This is a genomic window from Aquabacterium soli (assembly GCF_003933735.1).
Taxonomy (GTDB): domain Bacteria; phylum Pseudomonadota; class Gammaproteobacteria; order Burkholderiales; family Burkholderiaceae_C; genus Aquabacterium; species Aquabacterium soli.
The window spans coordinates 269,698-292,028 of record NZ_RSED01000001.1 but is presented as its reverse complement, the minus strand read 5'-3'; the positions used below and the strand labels follow the sequence as shown (position 1 = coordinate 292,028).

The following is a 22,331-nucleotide window of genomic DNA, read 5'->3' as shown; positions in this document are numbered from 1 at the left end:
ATCAAGGGGCAAGGATGAAGCGGGAGGTGGCCATCATGCGGATGTGCTTGGTGGCGTTGATGGACGGTGTATGCAGCAGGCGCATGTCCATCAGGAACACATCGCCAGCCGAGCCGGACATCTCGACGATGTCGATGCCCAGAGCCTGAAGATCGCCCGGCAGGACCTTCGACATCTTCAGCCGTTCGCGAAGCAAGCGACCCGCCGCGCCTGGCCCTCCATGGATGAGATGCGATCCGGCCAGCGCCAGGGTGGCACCGCCATGCGGTGCGACATCGTCGATCAGCACGAAGGCCTGGATGCCCGGTAATCGCTCAGGGGGCTCGGCTGTCACGTCAACATGCCAGTTCAAGCCCTGCAGGGTCCAATTGCCTTGATGAGGCAGTGACAGGAGCAGCTGAGTCGCCTGATGCTCGCGGCCTGGCTCGCGCCCGGCCAACGCCGCCACATTGGCCAGCAACTCGCTCGTCATCCAGGCTTCGTGCACGCCCGGCGCCTTCACCAGCGTCGCCAGCCTGGCGATCTGCTGGAACGGGGGCATGCCTCGCCATGCGCTGGACAGGCTCTTGCCGGCGGCCCAGATCTTCAGCCGCTTCAGCTCATCGAGCAGTTGCTGCCGGACAGGGGCCATGCGCTTCCTGGGGTGGAAGCCGCTCAGCCGCACATAGCCATGCGCCCTGAAATGATCGATGTGGGTGGACTGCATGCCGCCGCAACACCAGAGCACACCACCGGATCAGCCGCCTTGAGACGGCGCGTCGCCCTGGCGCGCCTGCCAGGCTCGCAAGGCCTGCCGGTAATCGTCCATCGCCAGATCATGCGCATCGAAGATGCACGGATCGCAGCCACTGCCACAGCAGGCGTTGATGTCGGGCTGCTCGGGTGGTTCCGGCATCGGGTCTGGATCGGGAACGGCGCTCATGGTGGATATTGTCCCCCACCGTTCGGATCCTTCGATAGGCAAAATTGAACACGTCCCGTTCGCCAAGGGTCCGCCCCATGGGTAGGCGCCGTTCACCTTCCGGCACAATCCCACCCCATGATCGAGGCGCATCCTTCTCCTGACCTGTCCGATTCGCCCAGTTTCGAGAGCTACTTCCGCGAGCCCGGCCTGGCCCCGGAGCAGCCCCTGGCCTGGGCGCTGGGCCAGCGCCTGGACCTGATCGACGCCCTGCGCGGCCTGTTCAACGGGCCGCAGGCCCTGGTGCGGCTGCGCCTGTGGGTGTTCATGGCCCTGGCGGGCCAGCCCCAGGCCCGCTTCTCGCGCGATGACCTGAACCAGCTGTTCCACGCCCTGCTGCCCGACGCCCTGGACAGCGCGCTCAAGCGTCTGCGCGACATCCACCTGCTGGCCTGGGACGCCACCGCCCAGGATTACCACCTGCCGCCCCTGGCGCAGCAGGTGCACGGCCTGCTGGCCTCGCTGACATCGGCGCCCGTGGGCGAACACGACGAGATGGTGGCGCTGCTGGCCCAGGTGGCCGGCGCGCAGCAGCTGGGCCTGGTGGACACCAACCAGCTCAAGCACCTTCACGCCCAGCTGGCCCGCCTGCACGACGAGTTCGCCGAGGCCATCGCCAGCGGCTCCGAATCGCGCCTGCGGCTGGCGCAGCCCCGCTTCGACCGCGCCTTGACGCTGGTGGACCGCGCCGGCCAGGCGCTCACGGCACTGATCCGCGCCGAGCACGAAGACCCGCGGCTGGAACGCGAGGCCCGCGCCCTGGGCCAGGACCAGGCCCGCCTGCTGTCCATGGCCAGCCAGTTCACACGGGCCCTGCAGCAGGCCGACCGCCAGCGCGTCACGCTGGGCAGCACCGGCCTGACCAGCTCCGACGTACGCCGCTGGCTGCAGCACCACCCTGCGCTGTACGAGCTGATGGGCGAGGCCCTGTCCGTGCCCGTGCGGCCGGTGATGGTCAGCCAGCACGACCTGGTGGACGTGGCCGAAGGCGAGTTCGAGCGCGACCGCCCCGTGGCCGATGGCAGCGCCGGCCTGCCACCGCCCACCGAGGCCGCCGATGGCACGCTGGGCGTGCTCTCGCTGCCCGAAGAGCTGAGCCAGATGATCGGCCTGTTCGACCGCTGGTTCCAGCAAGCCCCCGCCGACGCGGCCCCGGCCGATCGCCCGCTGCACGAGGCCGTGCTGGGCGGGCGCTTCGCCCAGGCCGCCTACCGCATGCAGCTGATGCCGCTGCTGGGCGATGGCCAGGCCCGCACGCTCAAGGGCCTGACGGGCGACCTGGCCCGATCGCCCTGGCAATGGCAGGCCAGCGCACGCCACCTGGCGGTGGACGACGAAGCCGTGGCCCTGATCAGCGAAGGCACGCTGAGCCCGTTGCCGCATGAAGCCTTCAAAGGCCCGACAGACCACACGAAAGCCGATGCCACGCCTGGCACGGCCGCATCCCCTTCACGCTGACCTGCGCACGACGCTGATCCAGACATGAGTTCTTCCATGGACGACGCCGCACTGCTGGCCGCAGAACTGCTGGCCCGCCGCTGGCTTCCCCGCCAGCACCCGAAGGTCAAGCGAGCCTTGATCGATGCCGACCTGTGGCAGGCCACGCAAGAGCGCCTGGCCCAGGTGGGCCTGCGCCTGATCGACAACCTGTATGCCGACCACGTGAGCGTGGCCCTGCTGCGCCCGGCCGAGGCCACCGTGTTCGGCGAGGCGGGCCTGAACAGCCACAACAACATCGACCTGCCGCGCGACGCGGTGTCGCTGCTGGTGGTGCTGTGGGCGCTGATCGTGCTGCCCAAGCGCGAGCGCCAGGCCGCGCGCGCCGCCAACCAGAACGGCGACGATCAGAACGACATGTTCGGCAAGGACCGCCCCATGCCCACCGCCGCCAGCGTGAGCCCGATGGTGTCGTACAAGGCCCTGCTGGCCGACTTTGGCGTGCAGCTGGGCAAGAAGACACGCCTGGACACCAACCTCAAGCGGCTGGAGAACCACGGCTTCATCGTGCGCAAGGGCGAAGACATCGCCGAAGGGCCCCTGCTTGATCTGCTGCTCGACTACGACGCGCTGGCGCCACGCATCCTGCAAGGCGCCCTGGGCGATGTGCTGGCCCAGGCCAAGCAGCTCACGGGCAACCTGCCCCTGGCCCTGACCCAGCCGCCGCTGGAAGAGATCATCGAAGACGAACTGGACGATGAACCCGTGGATGACGCCGCCACTGCCGGAGCGCCCACGCCTTCCGCCGACCCGCACACCGACGAGGCCTGACCGATGTTTCACCTGCAAAGCCTCGAACTGCTGCACTGGGACTACTGCCAGCGCCTGACCCTGCCGCTGGACGGCGCCATCATCACCGTGGCCGGGCCCAACGGCTCGGGCAAGACCACGCTGCTGGACGCCATGCGCACCCTGCTGGGCCTGGACTGCTCGGGCGGCCGCAACTACAAAACGTATGCGCGCCACGCCAACGCCGACAGCGCCTGGCTGCGCGCCACGGTGGACAACCGCCCGCGCAACCGCCAATCGTCGAACCGGCCCTTCGCGCGATGCCTGCTGTACAGCGACACCGTCACACTGGCCTGCCGCATCGACCGCAACGGCGGCGACTGGACACGCCGCTATCTGATGACCGAGGGCGATGTCAGCATCGAAGAGCTGGTCGAACGCGGTGACCGCGACTGGCTGGGCATCGACAACTGGCGCCGCCGCCTGGAGGGCGCCGGCCTGTCGCGCGCCATCGCCAAGGTGCTGGCGCTCGAGCAGGGCCAGACCGACCGCCTGTGCGAGTTCAGCCCGAAAGAGCTGCTCAAGCTGGTGTTCGACGTGTTCGGCGACCAGGAGGTGCTGGACCGCTACGACGAGGCCCGCAACCACCAGAAGCAGCTGCTGCAGGAGGTGGAGACGGCCGAGCGCGAGCTGGTGCACGGCAAGGCGCAGCGCGCCGAGCTGGAAGCCCGCGTCAACAACTTCCGCCAGTGGGAGCTGAAGTGCCAGGAGCGCGAGACGCTGGGCACCGAGGTCGTGCCCGTGCTGAGCAATGTCGAGACGCGCAAGAGCCTGTCCAACAAGTTGCGCGAGCTGCACCGCCAGCGCATCCAGTCGGTCGATGACCGCCGGCAGCTGAGCCAGGTCAAGGCCGATCTGCTGCAGCGCCTGCAGGACCAGACCGACAGCGCCGCCCTGGTCGAGCAACTGGAAGCCCAGGTGCGCACCGCCCGCCGCACGCAGGAAGAAGCGCGCGACGCCGAGCGCCCGATGGAGCTGCTGGTCAAGCGCGCCGATGAGCTGCAAGGCCTGTGCGGTGTCGAGGGCGACGAACAGCAGCTCACCCAGCGCATCCAGGAGCTGAGCGAGCGCAAGCAGCAGCTGTCGGCCCAATGGCAGCGCCTGAAGGACCAGCGCGACGAAGCACAGCGCGCGATGGATTCGCTCAAGGGCCAGCGCCTGGCCCCGCCCCCGCCCGAGGTCACGCGCTTCACGCGCACCCTGAGCGATGCGGGCATCGGCCACCACCTGATCGCCGACATCATCGAGATCACCGACGAGAAGTGGCGCGCCGCCGCCGAAGGCGTGCTGCGCGGCAGCCGCTGGGTGGTGGTGCTGGACAGGGCCGGGCAGGAAGCCCAGGCCATGGCCCTGGCCGAGAAAGAGCGCTACCGCCACTACGTGGTGGCCGACGCCGACCACGCGCCGGACAACGCCGACAAGAACAGCCTGCTGGCCGTGCTGAAGTTCTCGGCCCCCGCGCCGCACTGGCTGCTGCGCCAGCTGGGCAACATCCGCCGCGTGGCCGGCACCGACGAAGGCGTGAAGGTGGGCGGCGAATGGATCACACCCGATGCCTACCACCGTGACCCGCGCGGGGGCCGTTCAGTGTGGGTCGACCCGAGCCAGCACCAGTTCGGCGCCTCGGCCATCGCCTCGCGCCGAACCTCGATCGAGAACCGCCTGGCCCAGCTCGACGACGAGATGACGCGCATCGTGCGCGACCAGACCTTCTTCGAGCGCCAGCTGCAGGATGCCCGCAAGGCCGCACAAGGCTTCACCGCCGCGGCCGAGCTGGCCGAACGCGCCTCCGAGTTCGCCGATGCCCGCCAGCAACTGCCCGTGCTGCGCCAGGCGCGCGCCGATGCGGGCGAGCGCTGGCAGCAGCTGGAGACGCAGCTCAAGCGCGCCGTGGTCGAGCAGACCAATGCCCAGCACGCCTACCGGCAGGCGCAGGAAAAGCTGGCCCACATCGAGCAGCGCAGCGCGGCGCACGACCGCGAATGGCAGGCCCGTTTCGACGACGTGATCGCGCAGGCCGTGATGTCACGCGAGGTGAAGCTGCAGATGCCGCGCCACTGGCGCTCCATCGAGCGCATCACCGAGATGCAGTCGCACTATGGCAACGCCACCCAGGCTCGCCTGCGCGCCGAGGCCGTGGAGCGCGAGCTCAATGAAGGCAAGTGGGAAACCGACGGCACGGTGATCGAACAGCTCACGCTGATGAACGCCAACGTGCTGCGCCAGGAAGACGAGCTCAACCAGCGCAAGGCCAGCAACGCCGCCGCCGGCATCGCCGTGGACAACGCCCGCGCGCGCTACACCGACGTGCTGAAGGTGACGGTGCGCCGCTACCGCAAGAACATCATCGAGCTGGGCCAGTTGGCCGGCGTGGAAGTGAACGCCGAACTGCCCCACCTGGACAGCGACGACACCGGCCTGCGCCAGGCCGAGCTGAAGGTGCACTTCAACTTCGACGGCAAGGGCAGCATCGGCCTGAACGACGGCGAGGCCTCGGGCGGGCAGCAGGTGATCAAGTCGCTGATCCTGCTGGTGGGCTTGATGAAGGACGACGAAACCCCCGGCGGCTTCGTGTTCATCGACGAGCCCTTCGCCCACCTGGACGTGCGCAACATCCAGCTGGTCGGCCACTTCCTGCGCTCCACGCGCGCGCAGTACGTGCTGACCACGCCGATCACGCACAACGTGGAGGTGTTCGAGCCGGCCGACATCACGCTGGTGACGTCCAAGAAGCTCAAGGGTTCGCGCTGGGCGCCGCCGATCGGCGTGCTGCAGCGGCGCATCCCGGCCGAGGTCTACTGACGCTTGACGAACACCAGCGACACGCCCATGCCCATCAGCACGCCGCCGAACAGCCGATCACGCACGCGCTGAGCGCCGGGCCGGCGCATCAGCCGTTGCAGCCCGGCGGCCAGCGTGGCATAGCCGAAGCGCATCACCACGAAATCCACCGCCACGCTGGTCAGCGCGATCAGCAGCAGCTGCGGGCCGAGCGTCCGGGCCGGGTCCAGGAACTGGGGCAGCACGGCGACCATGAAGACGATGCCCTTGGGGTTGGTGATGTTGGTGAGCAGGCCCTGCATGAAACAGGCGCGGGCCGGGGTGTGGGCAGACACGGCTGTGGCGCCCAGTATCGGCCTGTGGTGCGAGACCGGATCAGGCTGCGGCTCAGAGTCAACGGCCTGCGCACCCCGCGATGCCGAGCGCCATTGGCTCAAGCCCAGCCAGAACAGGTAGGCCGCGCCCGTCCACTTGAGCACCAGGAAAGCCTGCTCCGAGGCCAGCAGCAGCGCGCCCAGGCCGAAGCCCGACACCAGCATGATCGCCACCAGACCCACCTGCAGGCCCAGCACGCCCGGCAGCACGCCGCGCGGCCCGCGGGCCATGCTGTGCGTCATCGTGAGCAGGGCGCCCGAACCCGGTGAGATCGAGATCAAAAGGGTGGCCACCAGGTAGGCTGTCCAGACATGCAGTTCCATGGGGCCACTGTAACGGCTGCACACGGCGGGCGCGGGTGCCGGACAATAGCGGCTGCACCGCCCTGCCCTTTCTGCCGCATCCCGCAGTTCTCCAGTTCAGTTCTCCCGCCGTGACCGCTCCCCGCTTCGTGCCCATCGCCACTGGCGCCAGCCCCGCTCCTGACACGGGCCAGCTGCGTGCGGGCCAGCACCTGCGCGTGCTCTCGCTCATCCCGCCGATGACGCAGCTGAACACGCCCTACCCGTCCACGGCCTACCTGACCGGATTCCTGCGTTCGCGCGGCGTGCAGGCGTTCCAGGAAGACCTGGCCCTGGCGCTGGTGCTGCGCCTGCTCTCACGCCAAGGCCTGTGCGAGCTGCTGGAGTGCGCCACCGCCGTGCCCGAGGCCCAGCGCAGCGACACGCTGCACATCTTCATCGAAGAGCACGCGCGCTACGTGGCCACCATCAACCGCGTGATCGCCTTTCTGCAAGGGCGCGACTCCACGCTGGCCCACCGCATCAACACGCGCGCCTACCTGCCCGAAGGCCCGCGCTTCGCCACGCTGGACGCCTACCCCGACGACGACAGCGGCGACCCACTGGCCTGGGCCTTCGGCAGCCTGGGCCTGCAGGACCGAGCCCGGCACCTGGCCACGCTGTACCTCAACGACCTGGCCGACGTGCTGCGCCAGGCTGTGGACGGCCGCTTCGAGTTCGTGCGCTATGCCGAGTCCATCGCCGCCAGCCAGCACAGCTTCGACCCGCTGGCCGAGGCATTGGCCGCACCACCCAACCTGATCGACCAGACCCTGGCCGACCTCACGCGGGATGCCGTGCTTCGCCACCAACCCGACGTGGTACTGCTGTCCGTGCCCTTCCCGGGCAGCGTGTACGCGGCCCTGCGCATCGGCCAGACCATCAAGGCCGAGTACCCGCAGGTGCGCGTGGTGCTGGGGGGCGGCTTCGTCAACACCGAGTTGCGCGAGCTGGCCGAGCCACGCGTGTTCGATGTCGTCGATTTCGTGACGCTGGACGCGGGCGAGCGCCCGCTGCTGGCCCTGCTGGAGCACCTGGGCGGCCACCGCTCTCGCGACGAGCTGGTGCGCACCTTCGTGCGTGATGGCAACGACAACGGCAGCGGCACCGTGCGCTGTGTGCGGCACCCCGAGCCCGACGTGCCCTTCGAGCACGTGGGCACACCCACCTGGGACGGCCTGCCCCTGCACGATTACCTGTCGCTGCTGGACATGCTCAACCCCATGAACCGGCTCTGGTCCGACGGGCGCTGGAACAAGCTGACCATCGCGCATGGCTGCTACTGGAAGAAATGCAGCTTCTGCGATGTGAGCCTGGACTACATCTCACGCTATGAGGCGGCCTCGGCCACGGTGCTGGCCGATCGCATCGAGGCCATCGTGAAAGAGACAGGCCAGACAGGCTTTCACTTCGTGGACGAGGCCGCGCCCCCCAAGGTGCTCAAGGCCCTGGCGCACGAGCTGATCCAGCGCCAGCTGGGCATCTCGTGGTGGGGCAATGTGCGCTTCGAAAAATCATTCACGCCCGAGCTGTGCCAACTGCTGGCCGACAGCGGCTGCATCGCCATCAGCGGCGGGCTGGAGGTGGCCAGCGACCGCCTGCTGCAGTTGATGAAGAAGGGCGTGTCGGTGGAGCAGGTGGCGCGTGTGACCCGTGCCTTCACCGACGCCGGCATCCTGGTGCACGCCTACCTGATGTATGGCTTTCCCACGCAGACGGCGCAGGACACGGTCGATGCGCTCGAGTACGTGCGCCAGCTGTTCGAGAACGGCTGCATCCAGTCGGGGTTCTTCCACCGCTTCGCATGCACGGTGCATTCGCCCGTGGGGATGGATCCTGACGCCTATGGCGTGACGCTGCAGCCTCTGCCCGATGGCGGCTTCGCGCGCAACGACGTGGCCTTCATCGATCCGACCGGCACCGACCATGAGCGCCTGGGCCAGGGCCTGAAGAAGGCCATCTACAACTTCATGCACGGTATCGGGGTGGATTCCGATGTGCGCGGGTGGTTCGATGTGCGCGTGCCCAAGCCCACGGTGGGGCGCAACAAGATCGCAAAGGCCCTGGCGCAGCCCTGATGCCCTGGGCTCAGGCCGATGCGGCTTCGCAGATGCGGCCTGGCGTGGTCCACCACACATCCTGCTGCCCGGCCTGCACGATGTGCGTGAGCGCGCGGCGCAGGTGGCGCAGCCGGTGCGGCTGGCCCACCAGGTAAGGGTGCAGCGCGATGCCCATCACCAAGGGCTGCTGGGTTGACTGTTCCAGCATCTCGTCGAACTGGTCCACGATCATGTCGGCGAAATCCGGCCCCGTCATCTGGCGCGCCACGATCATCGGGATGTCGTTGAGCTCTTGCGGGTAAGGCACGGCGCACAGGTCGCCATGCGCGGTGCGCATCACCGTGGGCTGGTCGTCGTGGCACCAGTTGAGCGTGTAGCGGTAGCCGGCGCGGGCCAACAGATCGGGCGTGGCGGCGCTTTCGGCGATCCAGGGGGATAGCCACCCTGTGGGGCGCTGGCCGGACTCGAGCTCGATGCGGCGTGTGCAGGATTCGATCAGCGCGAACTCATCCTCCGGCGGCATGCCGCCTTGCGATTCGGCGTTGGTGTGGCCATGGCCGATCAGCTCATCGCCACGCTTGGCGAAGGCGGCGACCAGCTCCGGGCAATGGTCGTACAGCGCGGTGTTGAGGATCACGCCGGCGGGCAGCTTGAGCTGCTCGAACAGCTCCAGGCAACGCCAGGCGCCCACGCGGTTGCCGTACTCGCGCCAGGCGTAGTTCAGCACGTCCGGGCCGCCTTGCGCGGCCGGCGCCAGGCGCGCACCCAGGCCCTCGCCAAAAGCGAAGTGCTCCAGGTTGAAGCCCAGGTAGACGGCCAGGCGCCTGCCGCCGGGCCAGGCCTTCAGGGCGCGCTGGTGGATGGGGTCGTAGTCGAAGCGCTGGTGCGAGACGAGGGGGCGGTGCGCGGGCACGGTGTCAATCCTTATCGAACGTAGGCTTGCGTCAGGTAGGCCGGCGCGGTCTGCCGCCCCACCAGCCCACCCACGGCCAGCAGGGCCAGCAGGTAGGGCAGCATGATCAGCAAGGCGCTGGGCACGTGGATGCCAAAGGCCGGCAACTGGAACTGCAGCGCCGTGGCCGCGCCGAACAGCAGGCAGGCGCCCAGCATGCGGCCGATGCGCCAGTTGCCGAAGATCACGGCGGCGATGGCCAGGTAGCCCGCGCCATTGGTCATGCCTTCGGTGAAGGTGTGGATGTCGCCGATGGACAGGAAGCAGCCGGCCAGCGCCGACATCACCCCCGTGAGCATGACCGCACCGTAGCGGATGGCCGTGACCGACAGGCCCGATTTGTCGACCGCCTTGGGTGCGGCGCCGGCCGCGTGCAGGGCCAGGCCCACCGCGGTATGGCGCATCATCCAGGCGATCAAGGCCACGATGACCAGGCCTGCGTACAGCAGCCAGGTCTGGTGGAACACATGCTCGCCCAGCAAGGGGATGTCGGCCAGACCGGGCGGTGCCCATTTGGCCAGGCCCGGGATCTCGGTGCGCGAGCGGCCGCCGAAGATCTCGCGGTAGGCCAGCGTGGTCGCGCCGAGCACCAGGATGTTGATGCCCACGCCCGTGACGATCTGGTTGGCGCGCAAGGTGATGCTCAGCACCGCCTGCAGCAGCGCCACGGGCAGCACGGCCAGCACGCCGATCAGCAGGCCCATCGCGGGCGATCCGGTCGCCCATGAGCCCACCGCGCCCGCGAAGGCGCCCGTGAGCATCATCCCCTCCACGCTCATGTTGAGCACGCCGGCACGTTCGCTGACCAGCTCCCCCGTGGCCGACAGCAGCAGCGGCGCCGCCAGCCGGACCGTGGAGCCGGCGAACACGGCGGCCATCTCCCAGCCCATTCCCGATGCCATGCCGTCGATCATCGTTCGGTCTCCTTGTGGCGGTCCATGGCCAGGGCCGCGCCGGCCAGCACCACGATGATCAGCCCCTGGATCACGACGACCAGGGCCGTGGGCACGCCGGCCACCATCTCCATGTTGATGCCGCCCGAGCGCAGGAAGCCGAACAGCAGAGAGCCCGCGATCACCCCGGTGACCGAGCCGCGCGCCAGCAGCCCCACCACCAGGCCATCGAAGCCAAAGCCCGATGAGAAGCCGGCCTTGAGCGAGTACTGCTCACCCTGCAGCATGCAGGCGCCGGCCAGGCCGCCGAACACGCCGGCCGCGAACAGCGCGCCCACCACCGTGCTGCCCACCGCGATGCCGGCACGGCGCGCGGCCACAGGGTTCAGGCCCACGGCCCGCAGGTGCAGGCCCAGCACCGTCTTGTTCAGCACCAGGGCCACCACCACGGCCAGCACCAGTCCGATGGGCAGGCCCAGGTGCAAGGGCATGCTGTAGTCGCCCGTGAGCAATGGCAGCCTGGTCGCCTCGGGGACCTCCAGCGATTCGGGCAGGGTGTTGGAGTGCGTCATGGGCTGGCGCAGCAGCGCTTCGGATTGCACGCTGCCATAGACCATCCACACCGCGATGAAGGACAGCAGCAAGGTGGCGATCACCTCGTTGGTGCCCGCCTTGGCCTTGAGCACGCCGGCCAATGCGCCCCACAGGCCACCGGCCAGCGCGGCGGCCAGCATGGGCAGCACGAAACCCAGGCCCATCGGCAGATCCTGCACATGGCCGTACAGCGCCACGGCCGTGGCCGCGATGCCGCCCACCGCGATCTGCCCCTCGCCACCCACATTGGTCAGGTTGGCGCGCTGGGCCAGCACGAAGCCGATGCCTACCAGCGCGAACACCAGGCTGCGGTTGACGGAGGCCGCGAAGGCATAGGGGGAGCCCCAGGCGCCATCGGCAAAAGCCAGGGCAGCATCCACGACCGGCACGCCCAGCAGGCGCACCAGCAGCAGGCCCACCAGCAAGGAGCCGATCACGGCCGCCAGCGACACCCACAGCGCAGGCCGGGCGGTCAGCGCCTGCAGCCACCTTGGCTGGCTTGATGGAAGCGTCAATGTGTTCATGCCTCGTGTCCCGCCATCCAGGCACCGATGCGGTCGCGCTGCGCGGGCTCGGCCGGGCATTCGCCCATCACGCGGCCCCGGTACAGCACCACCACGCGGTCGGCCACGCGGATGAGTTCGTCCAGTTCTGAAGAAATCAGCAGCACGCCCACGCCTTTGTCGCAGGCTTGCTGGATGTGACCGTAGACGGCTTGCACCGCGCCCACATCGAGCCCGCGCGTCGGTTGTGCGGCGAGCAGAAAGCGCAGACCATCGAGCGTGAGCTCACGCGCCAGCACGGCCTTCTGCTGGTTGCCGCCGGACAAGCCGCCAAAGCCCACGTCGGGGCTGGCGGCGCGAACGTCGAAGCGTTGCATCAGTTCGAGCGCCTGCTCGCGCATGGCGCGGCGGTCCAGCAGGCCCCACCGCCTGAAGCGCTGCAGGCGGTCCAGGAACAGGTTCTCGGCCACGGGCAGGCCCGTGATGCAGCCCACGGCATGGCGGTCTTCGGGCACGATGCCGGCGCCAGCGCGCGTGATCTCGCGCGGGGCGCGGCCCGTCATCTCCTGGCCGTTGATGAAGAAGCGGCCCTCGGTGGCCGGGCGCATGCCCGACAGCACCGCCGCCAGCTCGCTCTGACCGTTGCCCTCGACGCCAGCCACGGCCACGGTTTCGCCAGGGCGCACGATGAGGGTGAAGCGGTCCAGGCGCTTGACCCCATCCGCATCGACCACGCTCAGGCCATCGGCCATCAGCGCGGGTTCGGGCACGCGGCCGGTGCGGATGGCATCGACGCCGGGCACGCTGGCCATGGGCCTGGCGCTCGCAGCTCGGCTTTCAGGCGTGGCGGACGTGTCGGCCAGATCTCGCTGGATCATCGCGCGCACCAGTTCGTCCAGCTCCTGCCCCGGTTGCTCGGACCTCGCGGCCACACGGCCACCGCGCAGCACCGTGGCCCGCTCGGCCACCTGGCGGATCTCGGCCAGCTTGTGCGTCACCAGCATCACGCCGCAGCCTTCATCCGCCACACGGCGGCACACGCCCAGCAGCGCAGCGATCTCGTCGGGCAGCAGCACGGCGGTGGGCTCGTCCAGCACCAGCAGGCGCGGATCGCGCATCAGGCACTTGACGATCTCCACCCGCTGGCGTTCGCCCACCGACAAATCCTGGATGCGCGCACGCGGATCCAGCGCCAGCCCGAAGCGGCGCGACAGATCCGCGATGCGATCTGCGCACTCGCCGCGCTTGAGCACCCCACGCGACTGGCCCAGCAGCAGGTTGTCCACCACGCTCAGGTCGGGCACCAGGCTGAAGTGCTGGTGCACCATGGCCACGTGGCGTGCCAGCGCATCGGCCGGGCCCGTGGGCTTGTAGGGCTGACCATCGAACGTCATCACGCCTTCGTCAGGCTGGTAGACGCCGAAGATCAGGTTGCACAGCGTGGACTTGCCCGCCCCGTTTTCGCCCAGCAGGCAGTGGATCTCACCGGGCGCGATGGCCAGCGAGACATCGCCCAGCGCCCGGAAGGCGCCGAAGCGCTTGCCCATGCCTTGCAGGCAGAGCAGCGCCCCTGCGCTGGCCGGCGCAGACGAAGGCGTCGCGCTGTCAGGCTCGACGGCGGCAGGCCACACGCTCATGCCGATCAACCTTCCAGCACTTTGATCTTGCCGCTGAGGATGTCCTTCTTGATCTCTTCGAGCTTGGTCTTCTGGGCCGCGGTGCCGCCGCAGATCAGCATGTCCGAAGCCTTGGCGCCCATGGCCAGGCCGAAGGGCTTGTAGCCGGCCTTCCAGCTGCCGCTCACCACTTCCTTGATGGCGTATTCCACCTGGTAGCCCACGCCGGTGATGCTGTAGGCCACGTACAGTGGGTCGCTACCGCAGCGGTCGGTGTAGCTGCCGATGATCTTGGTGCCCTTCTCCTTGGCCGCCTGCTCCATGCCACGCAGGCCCAGGTTCAGGATGTGATAGTGCACATCGGCGCCCTGCGCGATGGCGGCCAGCGTGGCCTCCTTCGACTTGGCCACGTCGTCGAAATCACCCGTGTAGTTCTCGACGTACTTGATCTTGGGGTTGATGTAGGCCGCACCCTTGCCGAACTCCTTGCCGGCGTTGACGATGGAAGGGATCTCCATGCCGCCCACGTAGCTCACCGCGCCGTTCTTGCTGAGCATCGCGGCGGCGGCGCCGGCCACGAAGGCGATCTCGGCCTGCTTGACGTCGTAGCCGGCCACGTTGGGCAGGCTGTCGCCCTTGTTGCCACCCACGATGGAGAACTTGGTCTTGGGAAAGCGCTTGGCGATCTTCATCACCGCGGCCTGCGTCTGCCCGCCCACGCCGATCACCAGCTGGTTCTTGCTGGCCAGGTTGGTCAGCGCCTGTTCCATGTCGGCGTAGTTGATGTTCTCGATCATCTGCACCTTGATCTTGTCGCCGTGCGCCTTCTGCGCGGCCACCAGGCCGTCGTAGCCAGATTCCATCCAGCCCTTGTCCGACTTGGAGCCGGGGATCAGGATGCCGATGCGCGTGGCATCGGCGGCCTGGGCTGGGGTGGCCAGCAGGGTGGCTGCAGAAGACAGCGCGGCGACCACGGCGCAAACCGCGAACGTCCGGCGAGTGAGGGAAGAAGACATTGGCATTCCTTTCGCTTAGATCTGTTCGCCGCGATGTAATTAATCAGTTACTACATTCGGCGACGTCACCGGTTGCAATAACGATGCCACACGCTGTTTCACCCTCGTATCGCCCGCCAGGCCCCATGAAAAGCCGCTTCCCGGCCGATGGTCCCGCTGCGCACCGCGCGATCCGCCGCACCGCCCGATCTGGTGCGGCGCGACCCACGATGAAGCACCAGGCACCGCGAACGTGCACCCGGCCCCGAGTTCTGGTGATGACAGGAGAAGTGCGATGACCGCTGTTCCCAACCCCGAAACGCCCGAAGGCGGCGCCCTGGGCGTGTCCCGGCAATACCACTGGCGCGCCACGCCGGGCACCGTGGACATGGCCATGCCCCCGCCGCCGCCACGCCCCTTGCCACTGCAGGCCGCGCCGCAGAACCTGGTGGTCGACCTGGAGCGCACGGCCATCATCGTGATCGACATGCAGAACGATTTCTGCACGAAGGACGGCTGGGTGGACCACATCGGCGGCGACTACCAGAGCGACCGCACGCCCATCGAGCCCTTGCGCAAGCTCTTGCCGGCGTTGCGCGATGCGAAGGTGCCCGTGATCTGGGTGAACTGGGGCAACCGGCCCGACCTGGCCAACATGCCGCCCAACCAGATCCACCTGTACAAGCCGCAGGGCCATGGCACAGGCCTGGGCGACCCCTTGCCCGGCGGGCGCGGCAATGTGCTCGAGAAGGACTCGTGGGCCGCTGCCGTGGTCGACGAACTCAAGCCCCTGCCCGGCGACATCAGCGTCGACAAGTACCGCATCAGCGGCTTCTGGGACACGCCGCTGGACAGCATCCTGCGCAACCTGGGTGTGCGCACGATCCTGTTCGCGGGCGTGAACACCGACCAGTGCGTGCTGCATTCGCTGACGGACGCCAATTTCCTGGGCTATGGCTGCGTGATGCTGGAGGACTGCTGCGCGACATCGTCACCCGCCTTCTGCACCGAGGCGACGATCTGGAACGTCAAGAAGTGCTTTGGCTTCGTGACCGGCTCAGGCCAGGTGCTGCAAGCCCTGAAGGCAGGCGCATGACCCACAGCGATGCCCTGGGCGCCTTCGTACCCGGCCCGCGCCGGGAGCACCCGCCCACCGGCCGTGGCGTGCTCGATGGCCTGCGCCTGGCCGTGAAGGACCTGATCGATGTGCGGGGCGAGATCACCCGGGGCGGCAATCCTGACTGGGCCGCCGCCCAGACGCCGGCGCTGAGCCACAGCCCGGCCGTGGCCGCCTGCCTGGCCGCGGGTGCCACGCTGGTGGGCAAGACCATCACCGATGAACTGGCCTTCAGCCTGGAAGGCGAGAACGCGCACCACGGCACACCGCTGAACCCGCGTGCGCCCGATCGGCTGCCGGGTGGCTCGTCCAGCGGCTCGGCCTCGGCCGTGGCGGGCGGCCTCGCCGACATCGCGCTGGGCACGGACACCGGCGGATCGGTGCGCATCCCCGCATCCTTCTGCGGCCTGTTCGGCATGCGGCCCACCCATGGGCGCGTGTCACTGGCGGGTGTCGTGCCCTTCGCGCCCTCGTTCGACACGGTGGGATGGCTCACGCGCGACGCGGACACGCTGCGCCGGGCTGGCCAGGTGCTGCTGGGCGGCACGAACGCCTGCGCGCCAGATGCCGCGCCGCTGGTGATGCTCGATGAAGCCTGGGCGCTGGCAGATGCCGAGGTGCGCGACACCTTGCAGCCCATCGCCCGGCGCCTGGGAGCCACGGCACATGCCGATGTCTTCGGGGCCCCGATGGCCGACTGGCTGCGCGCCTACCAGGTGCTGCAGGCCGCAGAGATCCGCACGCACCTGGGGCCCTGGATCAAGACCGCGCAGCCCCGCTTCGGATCGGCCATCGCACCACGCTTTGACAGCATCTTTTCCCTGGGCGATGACGAGATCGCCCGCTGGACCGCCTGGCGCACGCAGCAAGGCCACCGCCTGCACGCCCTGATGGCGCGCACACCGCAGGTGTGGGTGCTGCCGACCTCGCCCATGGCCCCGCTGCGGCGCGGTGCCAGTGATGCACACCGCGGCGATTTCTACCAACGCACCCTGGCGCTGTGCGCCCTGGCCGGGCATGCCGGCCTGCCGCAGATCACCCTGCCCCTGGGCACGCTGGATGACGGAACGCCCCTCGGCCTGTCGCTGATCGGGGCGCCCGGCACCGACCTGCCACTGCTGGACCTGGCATTGCGCCTGACCTCCTCATGAGAAGAACCCGCTGACCATGCCTGCCAAGACAACCAAGCCCGCGCCCAAGCGCCCCGCCAAGCGGGATCCCGAAAAGACCCAGGCCCGCATCCTCCAAGCCGCCACCGCCGAGTTCGCGGCCAAGGGCTTCAGCGGCGCGCGCACCGAGCAGATCGCCAAGCGGGCCAAGTCCAACATCCGCATGCTCTACCACTACCACGGGGGCAAGGATGCGCTGTACACCCGCGTGCTCGAGGATGTGCTGACCCGCCTGCGCGAGCAAGAGCTGCAACTGGATTTCTCCGATGCCACCCCGCTGGACGGCATCCTGCAGCTCTTCGATTTCATCGATGGCCACTTCTCCAGCCACCCCGAGCTGCTGCAACTGCTGGCCTTCGAGAACCTCAACAAGGCCGCCCACCTGCGCAAGTCCTCGCGCATCCCGCAGCAGGCCTCGCCTGTGCTCGACCTGATCAACGCGCTGCTGCAGCGCGGCCAGGCCGACGGCGTGTTCCGCAACGGCATCGACGCCCTGCACCTGTACGTGACCATGGTCAGCCTGGCCTATTACGGCAAGTCGCACGCCCACACGCTGTCGCGCATCTTCAAGCAGGACCTGCTCGCCCCCGACTGGCAGGCCGCGCACCGCGAGCAGAACCACCAGATGCTGGCCGGCTTCCTGAGCCACGGCTCGGTCAGCGCCTTGGGGCACCCCAAGGACACGAAACCAACCCGACGCACCAAACCATGACCCGAGACTTCTCACAACCAGGCCGCTCGGCCCTTTACACCTCGCAGGCTGCGGTGGCCACCTCGCATCCACTGGCCGCACAGACCGCGCTCGATGTGCTGCGCCGTGGCGGCAATGCCGTGGACGCGGGCATCGCGGCCGTGGCGCTGCTGGGCATCGTCGAGCCGCAGATGACGGGCATCGGCGGTGACTGCTTTGCGCTCTACCTGCCGGCTGGCGCCAGCGAGCCCATCGCACTCAACGGCTCAGGCCGCGCGCCCATGGCCGCATCGCTCGATTGGTACCAATCACGCGGGATGACGCAGATCGATCCGTACAGCGCCCATTCGGTGACCACACCGGGCGCCGTGGCAGCCTGGTGCCGCCTGCTGGCCGACCATGGCACACGCGGCCTGGATGAACTGCTGCAGCCCGCCATCGAGGTAGCGGAGCGCGGCCACCCGGTAGCCCCGCGCGTGGCCTTCGACTGGGCCCGCGACGAACACCTGCTGCGCGATCCGGTGGCTGCAGAGCTGTTCCTGCACCATGGCCGCGCGCCCTCGGCCGGCGTGCTGCACCGCCAGCCCCGCATGGCCGAGACGCTGCGCACCATCGCGCGCCATGGCTGGGCCGGCTTCTACGAAGGCTGGGTGGCCGAAGACATCGTGCAGCGCCTGCGCGCAGGCGGCGGCCTGCACACGCTGGACGACCTGGCCGCCACGCAGCCTGAGGTCGTGCGGCCCATCGCCACCGACTACCGGGACCACCGCGTCTACGAGTGCCCGCCCAACGGCCAGGGCCTGGGCGTGCTGATGATGCTCAACGTGCTGTCGGGCCTGGACCTGGACGAGGGCGCGATCAGCGAGGCCGACCGCATCCACCTGCTGGCCGAGGTGAGCAAGCTGGCCTACGCGCACCGCGACGCACTCTTCGCCGACACCAGCCACGCACACGTTCCTGTCGACGAACTGCTGTCCAACGACTGGGCCGCGATGCAGCGCCGCGCCCTGTGCATGGACAGCACACGTCCACCGGTGATCTGGCCGGAGGTGGCGCACAAGGACACCGTCTACGTGTGTGTGGTCGACCGCGACGGCAACGCCTTGTCGCTGATCAACTCCATCTTCCACTCCTTCGGCAGCACGTTGGTGGCGCCGCGCAGCGGCGTGCTGCTGCAGAATCGCGGCGCCGGCTTCAGCCTGCAGAGCGCGCACCCCAATGCCATCGCCCCGGGCAAGCGCCCGCTGCACACCATCATTCCCGGCATGCTGATGAAGAACGGCCGACTGGCCGCGCCCTTCGGCGTGATGGGCGGCCAGTACCAGGCCACCGGCCACGTGGCCCTGCTGAGCAACGTGCTCGACAGGGGCATGGACCCGCAGGCCGCGCTGGATGCACCGCGCAGCTTCGCCTTCGGCGATGAACTGGATCTGGAATTCAGCCAGCCTGCCTGGCTCGATGCCGAGCTGTCCAGGCGCGGACACCGCATCACGCGCAGCGGCCAGCCCATCGGCGGTGGCCAGATGATCGTGGTGGACCAGGACCGAGGCTTGCTGATCAGCGGATCGGATCCGCGAAAGGATGGCTGCGCGCTGGGCTATTGAACCGTGTCAACGGGCGATGTGGTTCAACTCCGACCACCCGGCCCACATGATCTCGATGCCGATGCACAGCAGGATGAAGGCCATCAGCCGCGCCATCACCAGCATGCCGACCTCGCCCAGGCGGTTGAGCAGGCGGGCCGAATTGCGAAAGATGATGTAGAGCACACCAGCCGTCAACGCGGCACCCGCGACCAGCACACCAGCCTCCACCATGTACAGGAAGGGCGAGCGCGGGATGGACGCACCGAGCGCAATGGCGGCAGAGATGGTGCCCGGACCTGTCGTCAGAGGAAAGGTGATCGGAAAGAAGCTGCGCCGCACGATCTCGGCATCGGTCAGGTCGGAGGCCTTCTCGGCCACGGCGGTCATGGCCTGGTCCGCGTCTGTGCGGTTGAGCATGCGCCAACCCGTGGCCGCGACGATCAGGCCGCCACCGATGCGCACGATGGGCAGTGAGATGCCGAAGAACTCCAGCACGTAGGTGCCCACCAGCATGGACACCGCCATCACGTAGAAGCTGTTGAGCGCCACCTGGCGCGCCAGGCGCCGGGCCACGCTGCGGTTCTGCCCCACCGTGGCCACGAACACGGGCGCGGTGCTGAGTGGGTTGATCACCGGCAGCAGCGTGAAGGGGATCAGGAACAGTGTCTTGATGTGTGGAACCAGCAACTCGATCACTGTCGCCTCCTTCTTGGTCTGCGGATGTCAGCCGGGCTTGCCCTCCGGCACGGGTGTCTTGTCACGCTCAGCATAGCGCTTGGCCATCACCGAGCACACGAAGAGTTGCAGCTGGTGGTAGAACATGATGGGCAGCACCAACACCCCCATCGACGGATTGCCGCTGAACAGCAGCTTGGCCATGGGCACCCCCGAGGCCAGCGTCTTCTTCGAACCGCAGAACACCGCCACGATCTCGTCTTCCACCGGGAAGTTGAATGCCCGCGCCACACGCTTGGTCAGCCACAGCAGCGGGAACAGGAAGAGGCACACGCCCACGGCGGTCATCGCCATCAGGCCCAGGCCATGCTTGCTCCAGAGCCCATCGGCCACCGAATCACTGAACGAGCTCAGCACCAGCAGCAGGATCACGGCCCGGTCGACCTTGGTCGTCCAGGGCTTGATCTTCTGGAACCAGTGGCCCACCAGTGGCCTCAGCAACTGGCCCAGCACGAAGGGCAGCAGCAGCATCTTGGCCACCTTGAGCATGGTGGCGCCCACGTCCATGGCCTGGCCATCGGCCGCACCACTGAACACCAGGCTGGCCAGCAGCGGCGTGAGCACCACGCCCAGCAGCGTCGACAAGGTGGCGTTGAGCACCGCTGCCGCCACGTTGCCACGCGCCATGGCCGTCATGGCCACCGACGATGAGACCGTGGACGGCAGCACCGCCAGGTAGAAAAAGCCCAGCAGCAGGTCGTGCGGGATGAAGCGGCCGACCAGCGCGTTGAGCAGCAGCCACCACAGCGGGAACAGCGCGAAGGTGCTGATCTGCACCACCAGGTGCAGCTTCCAGCGCGAGGCACCGTGCTTGAGGCTGTCGGTGCTCAGGCCCATGCCGTGCAAAAAGAAGATCAGGAAGATGCCGATGTCGCCGACCACATCGAGGTGCAGCAGGCCGCCGGTGCGCCCCAGGTTCGGGGCGATGGAGGCCAGCACCACCGCGCCCACCATGCCGATCAGGAACCAGTCGGCCGCGCCGCCCTGGTGCTTGCGGCCAGCCGCACGCCGGTTCGCCAGCCGCGCCATCGTTGTCATCACCTTCGCCACGTCGTTCTCACCCCAGTCACAATGCAAGGCCGCCAGCCTAACGCGCTGGCGGCGTTCCCGATCGCCCCGTTTGGACAGAGCATGCCGAGAAACGGACAAAACGCGCGCGCCCCCGCCCGGCAACCTCGACAGCGCACCCTGCCCGCCTTGAAGGAAGGGCTGCCGCGCCCGGTGCTGGCCCGCGTGGAATCGCTGCCCGCCGGCTCCTGGACGGCCGAGCACAGCCACCCCTGGGCGCAACTGTCGTACGCCGTGGAGGGCGTGCTGCAGGTGCACACCGCCACGGGGCAGTTCATGGCGCCGCCCGAACGCGCCATCTGGGTGCCGCCTGATCTGCCGCATGAAGTGCTCACCGCTGGCCCGGCCGAGATGCGCAGCCTGTATGTGCGGGCCGATGCGCTGGCGGGCTCACCCCTTGGCCTGGCCTGTGCCTGCCGCGTGCTGGACATCTCCATCCTGGCGCGCGAGCTGATCCTGGCGGTCTGCGCCCTGCCGCCCGATTACGACGAACACGGCGCGCCCGGCCGCCTGGTGAGCGTGCTGCTGGACCAGTTGGACCAGTTGCCCACGGCGGCGCTGGACCTGCCCCTGCCCACCGATGCCCGCCTGCTGCGCCTGTGCGAGGCCTTGCAGGCCGACCCGGCCGATCGGCGCACCCTGGCGCAGTGGGGACAGGAGATCGGTCTGACCGAGCGGTCCATGGTGCGGCTGTTCCAGCAGCAGACGGGCCTGTCGGTGGGCGCGTGGCGCCGCCGACTGCGCCTGCTGGCCGCGCTGGGCCCGCTGGAGGCCGGCGCCAAGGTGTCCGGCGTGGCAGCAGGCTGCGGCTACGCCTCGGCCTCTGCGTTCATCGCGGCCTTCTGCGCAGAGTTCGGCGTGACACCGGCGCAGATGTTCGCGCGGGCCTGAGCGCGACGCCCTCCCGGAATCAAAGCCCCAAAAGAAAAGCGGGCCCGAAGGCCCGCTCTGCGCGAAGGCGGATGGACGGAACGTCGATCAGCCGCGGCGGCGACGGGCAGCCATCAGGCCCACCACGCCCAGACCAGCCAGGGTCAGGGCCACGGAACCGGCTTCGGGCACGGGGGCTGCAGCCAGCTGGTAGTTCACGGAGTACACGCCCGAGAAGTTGGTCGTGCCACCCACGTGGAAGCTGTAGTCGGTACCAGCAGCCAGCGTGTAGACGCCATTGACGGCGGACAACAGCGTGGCGCCGTCATACACGGCCAGCGTCAGGCCCGTGATCGGGTTCTGAACGAAGGGGAACAGCGTGAAGGTCACAGCGTTCGCCTGGGCCGTCGAATCGGCGGCCACATCGAAGTTGATGACGTCGCTGAAGGAACCCGAGCCCAGGACGGCGTAGGTCAGGGATTGCGGGATGCCGGAGACCAGAACGCCGGCCTCGTAGGTTGTGGCCATGGCAGAACCTGCCACAGTCAGGGCGGCGGCGGCCACCAGATGCTTGATGAACTGCATTGCTTGCTCCAATTTCAGGGGATAACGAGGACTACTGAGCCCAATTCTCCGGGTTTGCGTCAAACGGCGCCCCCCGCCGACGGGGGTGTCCAAGGTCATTCCCCCCCCGCGAACAGGGGGAAACCACTCCTTACACGCATTACAGACAGAATT

Annotated in this window: 20 protein-coding genes; 9 read left to right on the top strand and 11 right to left on the bottom strand. The window is 68.4% G+C overall.

The window, feature by feature from the left end; all coding sequences use genetic code 11:
- Window position 1: 1 nt before the first annotated feature.
- Window positions 2-706: a phytanoyl-CoA dioxygenase family protein gene (locus tag EIP75_RS01175; RefSeq protein WP_125241373.1), complete on the bottom strand. Its 705-nt coding sequence runs from the start codon at window positions 704-706 to the stop codon at window positions 2-4.
- A 30-nt stretch (window positions 707-736) separates the two neighbouring features.
- The gene (locus tag EIP75_RS01170; protein ID WP_125241372.1) at window positions 737-922 is read right to left on the bottom strand and encodes an oxidoreductase-like domain-containing protein; all 186 of its coding nucleotides are present in this window, start codon (window positions 920-922) and stop codon (window positions 737-739) included.
- Between the two features lie 117 nt (window positions 923-1,039).
- Between EIP75_RS01170 and EIP75_RS01165 the strand changes: the two genes are divergently transcribed.
- From EIP75_RS01165 to EIP75_RS01155, 3 genes are read left to right on the top strand one after another with little or no spacing between them, the layout of a single operon-like run.
- On the top strand, window positions 1,040-2,419 hold the full coding sequence (locus tag EIP75_RS01165) for a hypothetical protein (RefSeq protein WP_233584619.1): 1,380 nt from the start codon (window positions 1,040-1,042) through the stop codon (window positions 2,417-2,419).
- A 24-nt stretch (window positions 2,420-2,443) separates the two neighbouring features.
- Window positions 2,444-3,229, top strand: coding sequence for a hypothetical protein (locus tag EIP75_RS01160; RefSeq protein ID WP_233584618.1), 786 nt, complete (start codon window positions 2,444-2,446; stop codon window positions 3,227-3,229).
- A gap of 3 nt (window positions 3,230-3,232) precedes the next feature.
- The gene (locus tag EIP75_RS01155; RefSeq protein ID WP_125241371.1) at window positions 3,233-6,049 is read left to right on the top strand and encodes an ATP-binding protein; all 2,817 of its coding nucleotides are present in this window, start codon (window positions 3,233-3,235) and stop codon (window positions 6,047-6,049) included.
- Here the strand turns inward: EIP75_RS01155 and EIP75_RS01150 are convergent.
- Window positions 6,043-6,726 (bottom strand): LysE family transporter, encoded by a 684-nt coding sequence (locus EIP75_RS01150; RefSeq protein WP_125241370.1) that lies wholly within the window; start codon window positions 6,724-6,726, stop codon window positions 6,043-6,045. The genes EIP75_RS01155 and EIP75_RS01150 overlap by 7 nt on opposite strands.
- Before the next feature lie 218 nt (window positions 6,727-6,944).
- Between EIP75_RS01150 and EIP75_RS01145 the strand changes: the two genes are divergently transcribed.
- On the top strand, window positions 6,945-8,822 hold the full coding sequence (locus EIP75_RS01145; protein WP_125241587.1) for a B12-binding domain-containing radical SAM protein: 1,878 nt from the start codon (window positions 6,945-6,947) through the stop codon (window positions 8,820-8,822).
- A gap of 10 nt (window positions 8,823-8,832) precedes the next feature.
- On the opposite strand, the gene EIP75_RS01140 is transcribed toward EIP75_RS01145, so the two are convergent.
- Genes EIP75_RS01140 through EIP75_RS01120 form a run of 5 tightly spaced genes read right to left on the bottom strand, consistent with a single transcriptional unit; the run spans window position 8,833 to window position 14,378 of the window.
- Window positions 8,833-9,717, bottom strand: coding sequence for a polysaccharide deacetylase family protein (locus EIP75_RS01140; protein ID WP_233584617.1), 885 nt, complete (start codon window positions 9,715-9,717; stop codon window positions 8,833-8,835).
- Window positions 9,718-9,728: 11 nt separating this feature from the next.
- The gene (locus EIP75_RS01135; RefSeq protein WP_125241585.1) at window positions 9,729-10,646 is read right to left on the bottom strand and encodes an ABC transporter permease; all 918 of its coding nucleotides are present in this window, start codon (window positions 10,644-10,646) and stop codon (window positions 9,729-9,731) included.
- Between the two features lie 20 nt (window positions 10,647-10,666).
- A complete protein-coding gene (locus tag EIP75_RS01130; protein WP_125241369.1) occupies window positions 10,667-11,767 on the bottom strand; it encodes an ABC transporter permease in 1,101 nt (366 codons plus the stop codon).
- Complete coding sequence (locus EIP75_RS01125) at window positions 11,764-13,383, bottom strand: ABC transporter ATP-binding protein (RefSeq protein ID WP_125241368.1); 1,620 nt, start codon at window positions 13,381-13,383, stop codon at window positions 11,764-11,766. The genes EIP75_RS01130 and EIP75_RS01125 overlap by 4 nt, the downstream gene beginning before the upstream one ends.
- A 5-nt stretch (window positions 13,384-13,388) precedes the next feature.
- Window positions 13,389-14,378 carry a BMP family protein gene (locus EIP75_RS01120; protein WP_125241367.1) on the bottom strand — a complete coding sequence of 330 codons (990 nt, stop codon included), beginning with the start codon at window positions 14,376-14,378 and terminating at the stop codon, window positions 13,389-13,391.
- A 274-nt stretch (window positions 14,379-14,652) separates the two neighbouring features.
- Between EIP75_RS01120 and EIP75_RS01115 the strand changes: the two genes are divergently transcribed.
- Genes EIP75_RS01115 through EIP75_RS01100 form a run of 4 tightly spaced genes read left to right on the top strand, consistent with a single transcriptional unit; the run spans window position 14,653 to window position 18,938 of the window.
- Entirely contained in the window at window positions 14,653-15,453 is an 801-nt protein-coding gene (locus EIP75_RS01115) for a cysteine hydrolase family protein (RefSeq protein WP_125241366.1), read from the top strand.
- A complete protein-coding gene (locus EIP75_RS01110) occupies window positions 15,450-16,625 on the top strand; it encodes an amidase (protein WP_125241365.1) in 1,176 nt (391 codons plus the stop codon). The genes EIP75_RS01115 and EIP75_RS01110 overlap by 4 nt, the downstream gene beginning before the upstream one ends.
- Window positions 16,626-16,641: 16 nt before the next feature.
- Window positions 16,642-17,355: a TetR/AcrR family transcriptional regulator gene (locus EIP75_RS01105; RefSeq protein WP_125241364.1), complete on the top strand. Its 714-nt coding sequence runs from the start codon at window positions 16,642-16,644 to the stop codon at window positions 17,353-17,355.
- Complete coding sequence (locus EIP75_RS01100) at window positions 17,352-18,938, top strand: gamma-glutamyltransferase family protein (protein WP_125241363.1); 1,587 nt, start codon at window positions 17,352-17,354, stop codon at window positions 18,936-18,938. Before EIP75_RS01105 ends, EIP75_RS01100 begins: the two co-directional genes overlap by 4 nt.
- A 6-nt stretch (window positions 18,939-18,944) precedes the next feature.
- On the opposite strand, the gene EIP75_RS01095 is transcribed toward EIP75_RS01100, so the two are convergent.
- Complete coding sequence (locus EIP75_RS01095) at window positions 18,945-19,616, bottom strand: MarC family protein (protein ID WP_233584616.1); 672 nt, start codon at window positions 19,614-19,616, stop codon at window positions 18,945-18,947.
- Window positions 19,617-19,643: 27 nt separating this feature from the next.
- Window positions 19,644-20,684, bottom strand: coding sequence for a bile acid:sodium symporter family protein (locus tag EIP75_RS01090; protein WP_125241583.1), 1,041 nt, complete (start codon window positions 20,682-20,684; stop codon window positions 19,644-19,646).
- Between the two features lie 102 nt (window positions 20,685-20,786).
- On the opposite strand from EIP75_RS01090, the gene EIP75_RS01085 reads away from it, so the two are divergent.
- Window positions 20,787-21,614: an AraC family transcriptional regulator gene (locus tag EIP75_RS01085; protein ID WP_125241362.1), complete on the top strand. Its 828-nt coding sequence runs from the start codon at window positions 20,787-20,789 to the stop codon at window positions 21,612-21,614.
- Between the two features lie 87 nt (window positions 21,615-21,701).
- Here EIP75_RS01085 and EIP75_RS01080 read toward each other — a convergent pair whose 3' ends face one another.
- Window positions 21,702-22,178 carry an FxDxF family PEP-CTERM protein gene (locus EIP75_RS01080; protein ID WP_158622700.1) on the bottom strand — a complete coding sequence of 159 codons (477 nt, stop codon included), beginning with the start codon at window positions 22,176-22,178 and terminating at the stop codon, window positions 21,702-21,704.
- Window positions 22,179-22,331 lie beyond the last annotated feature (153 nt).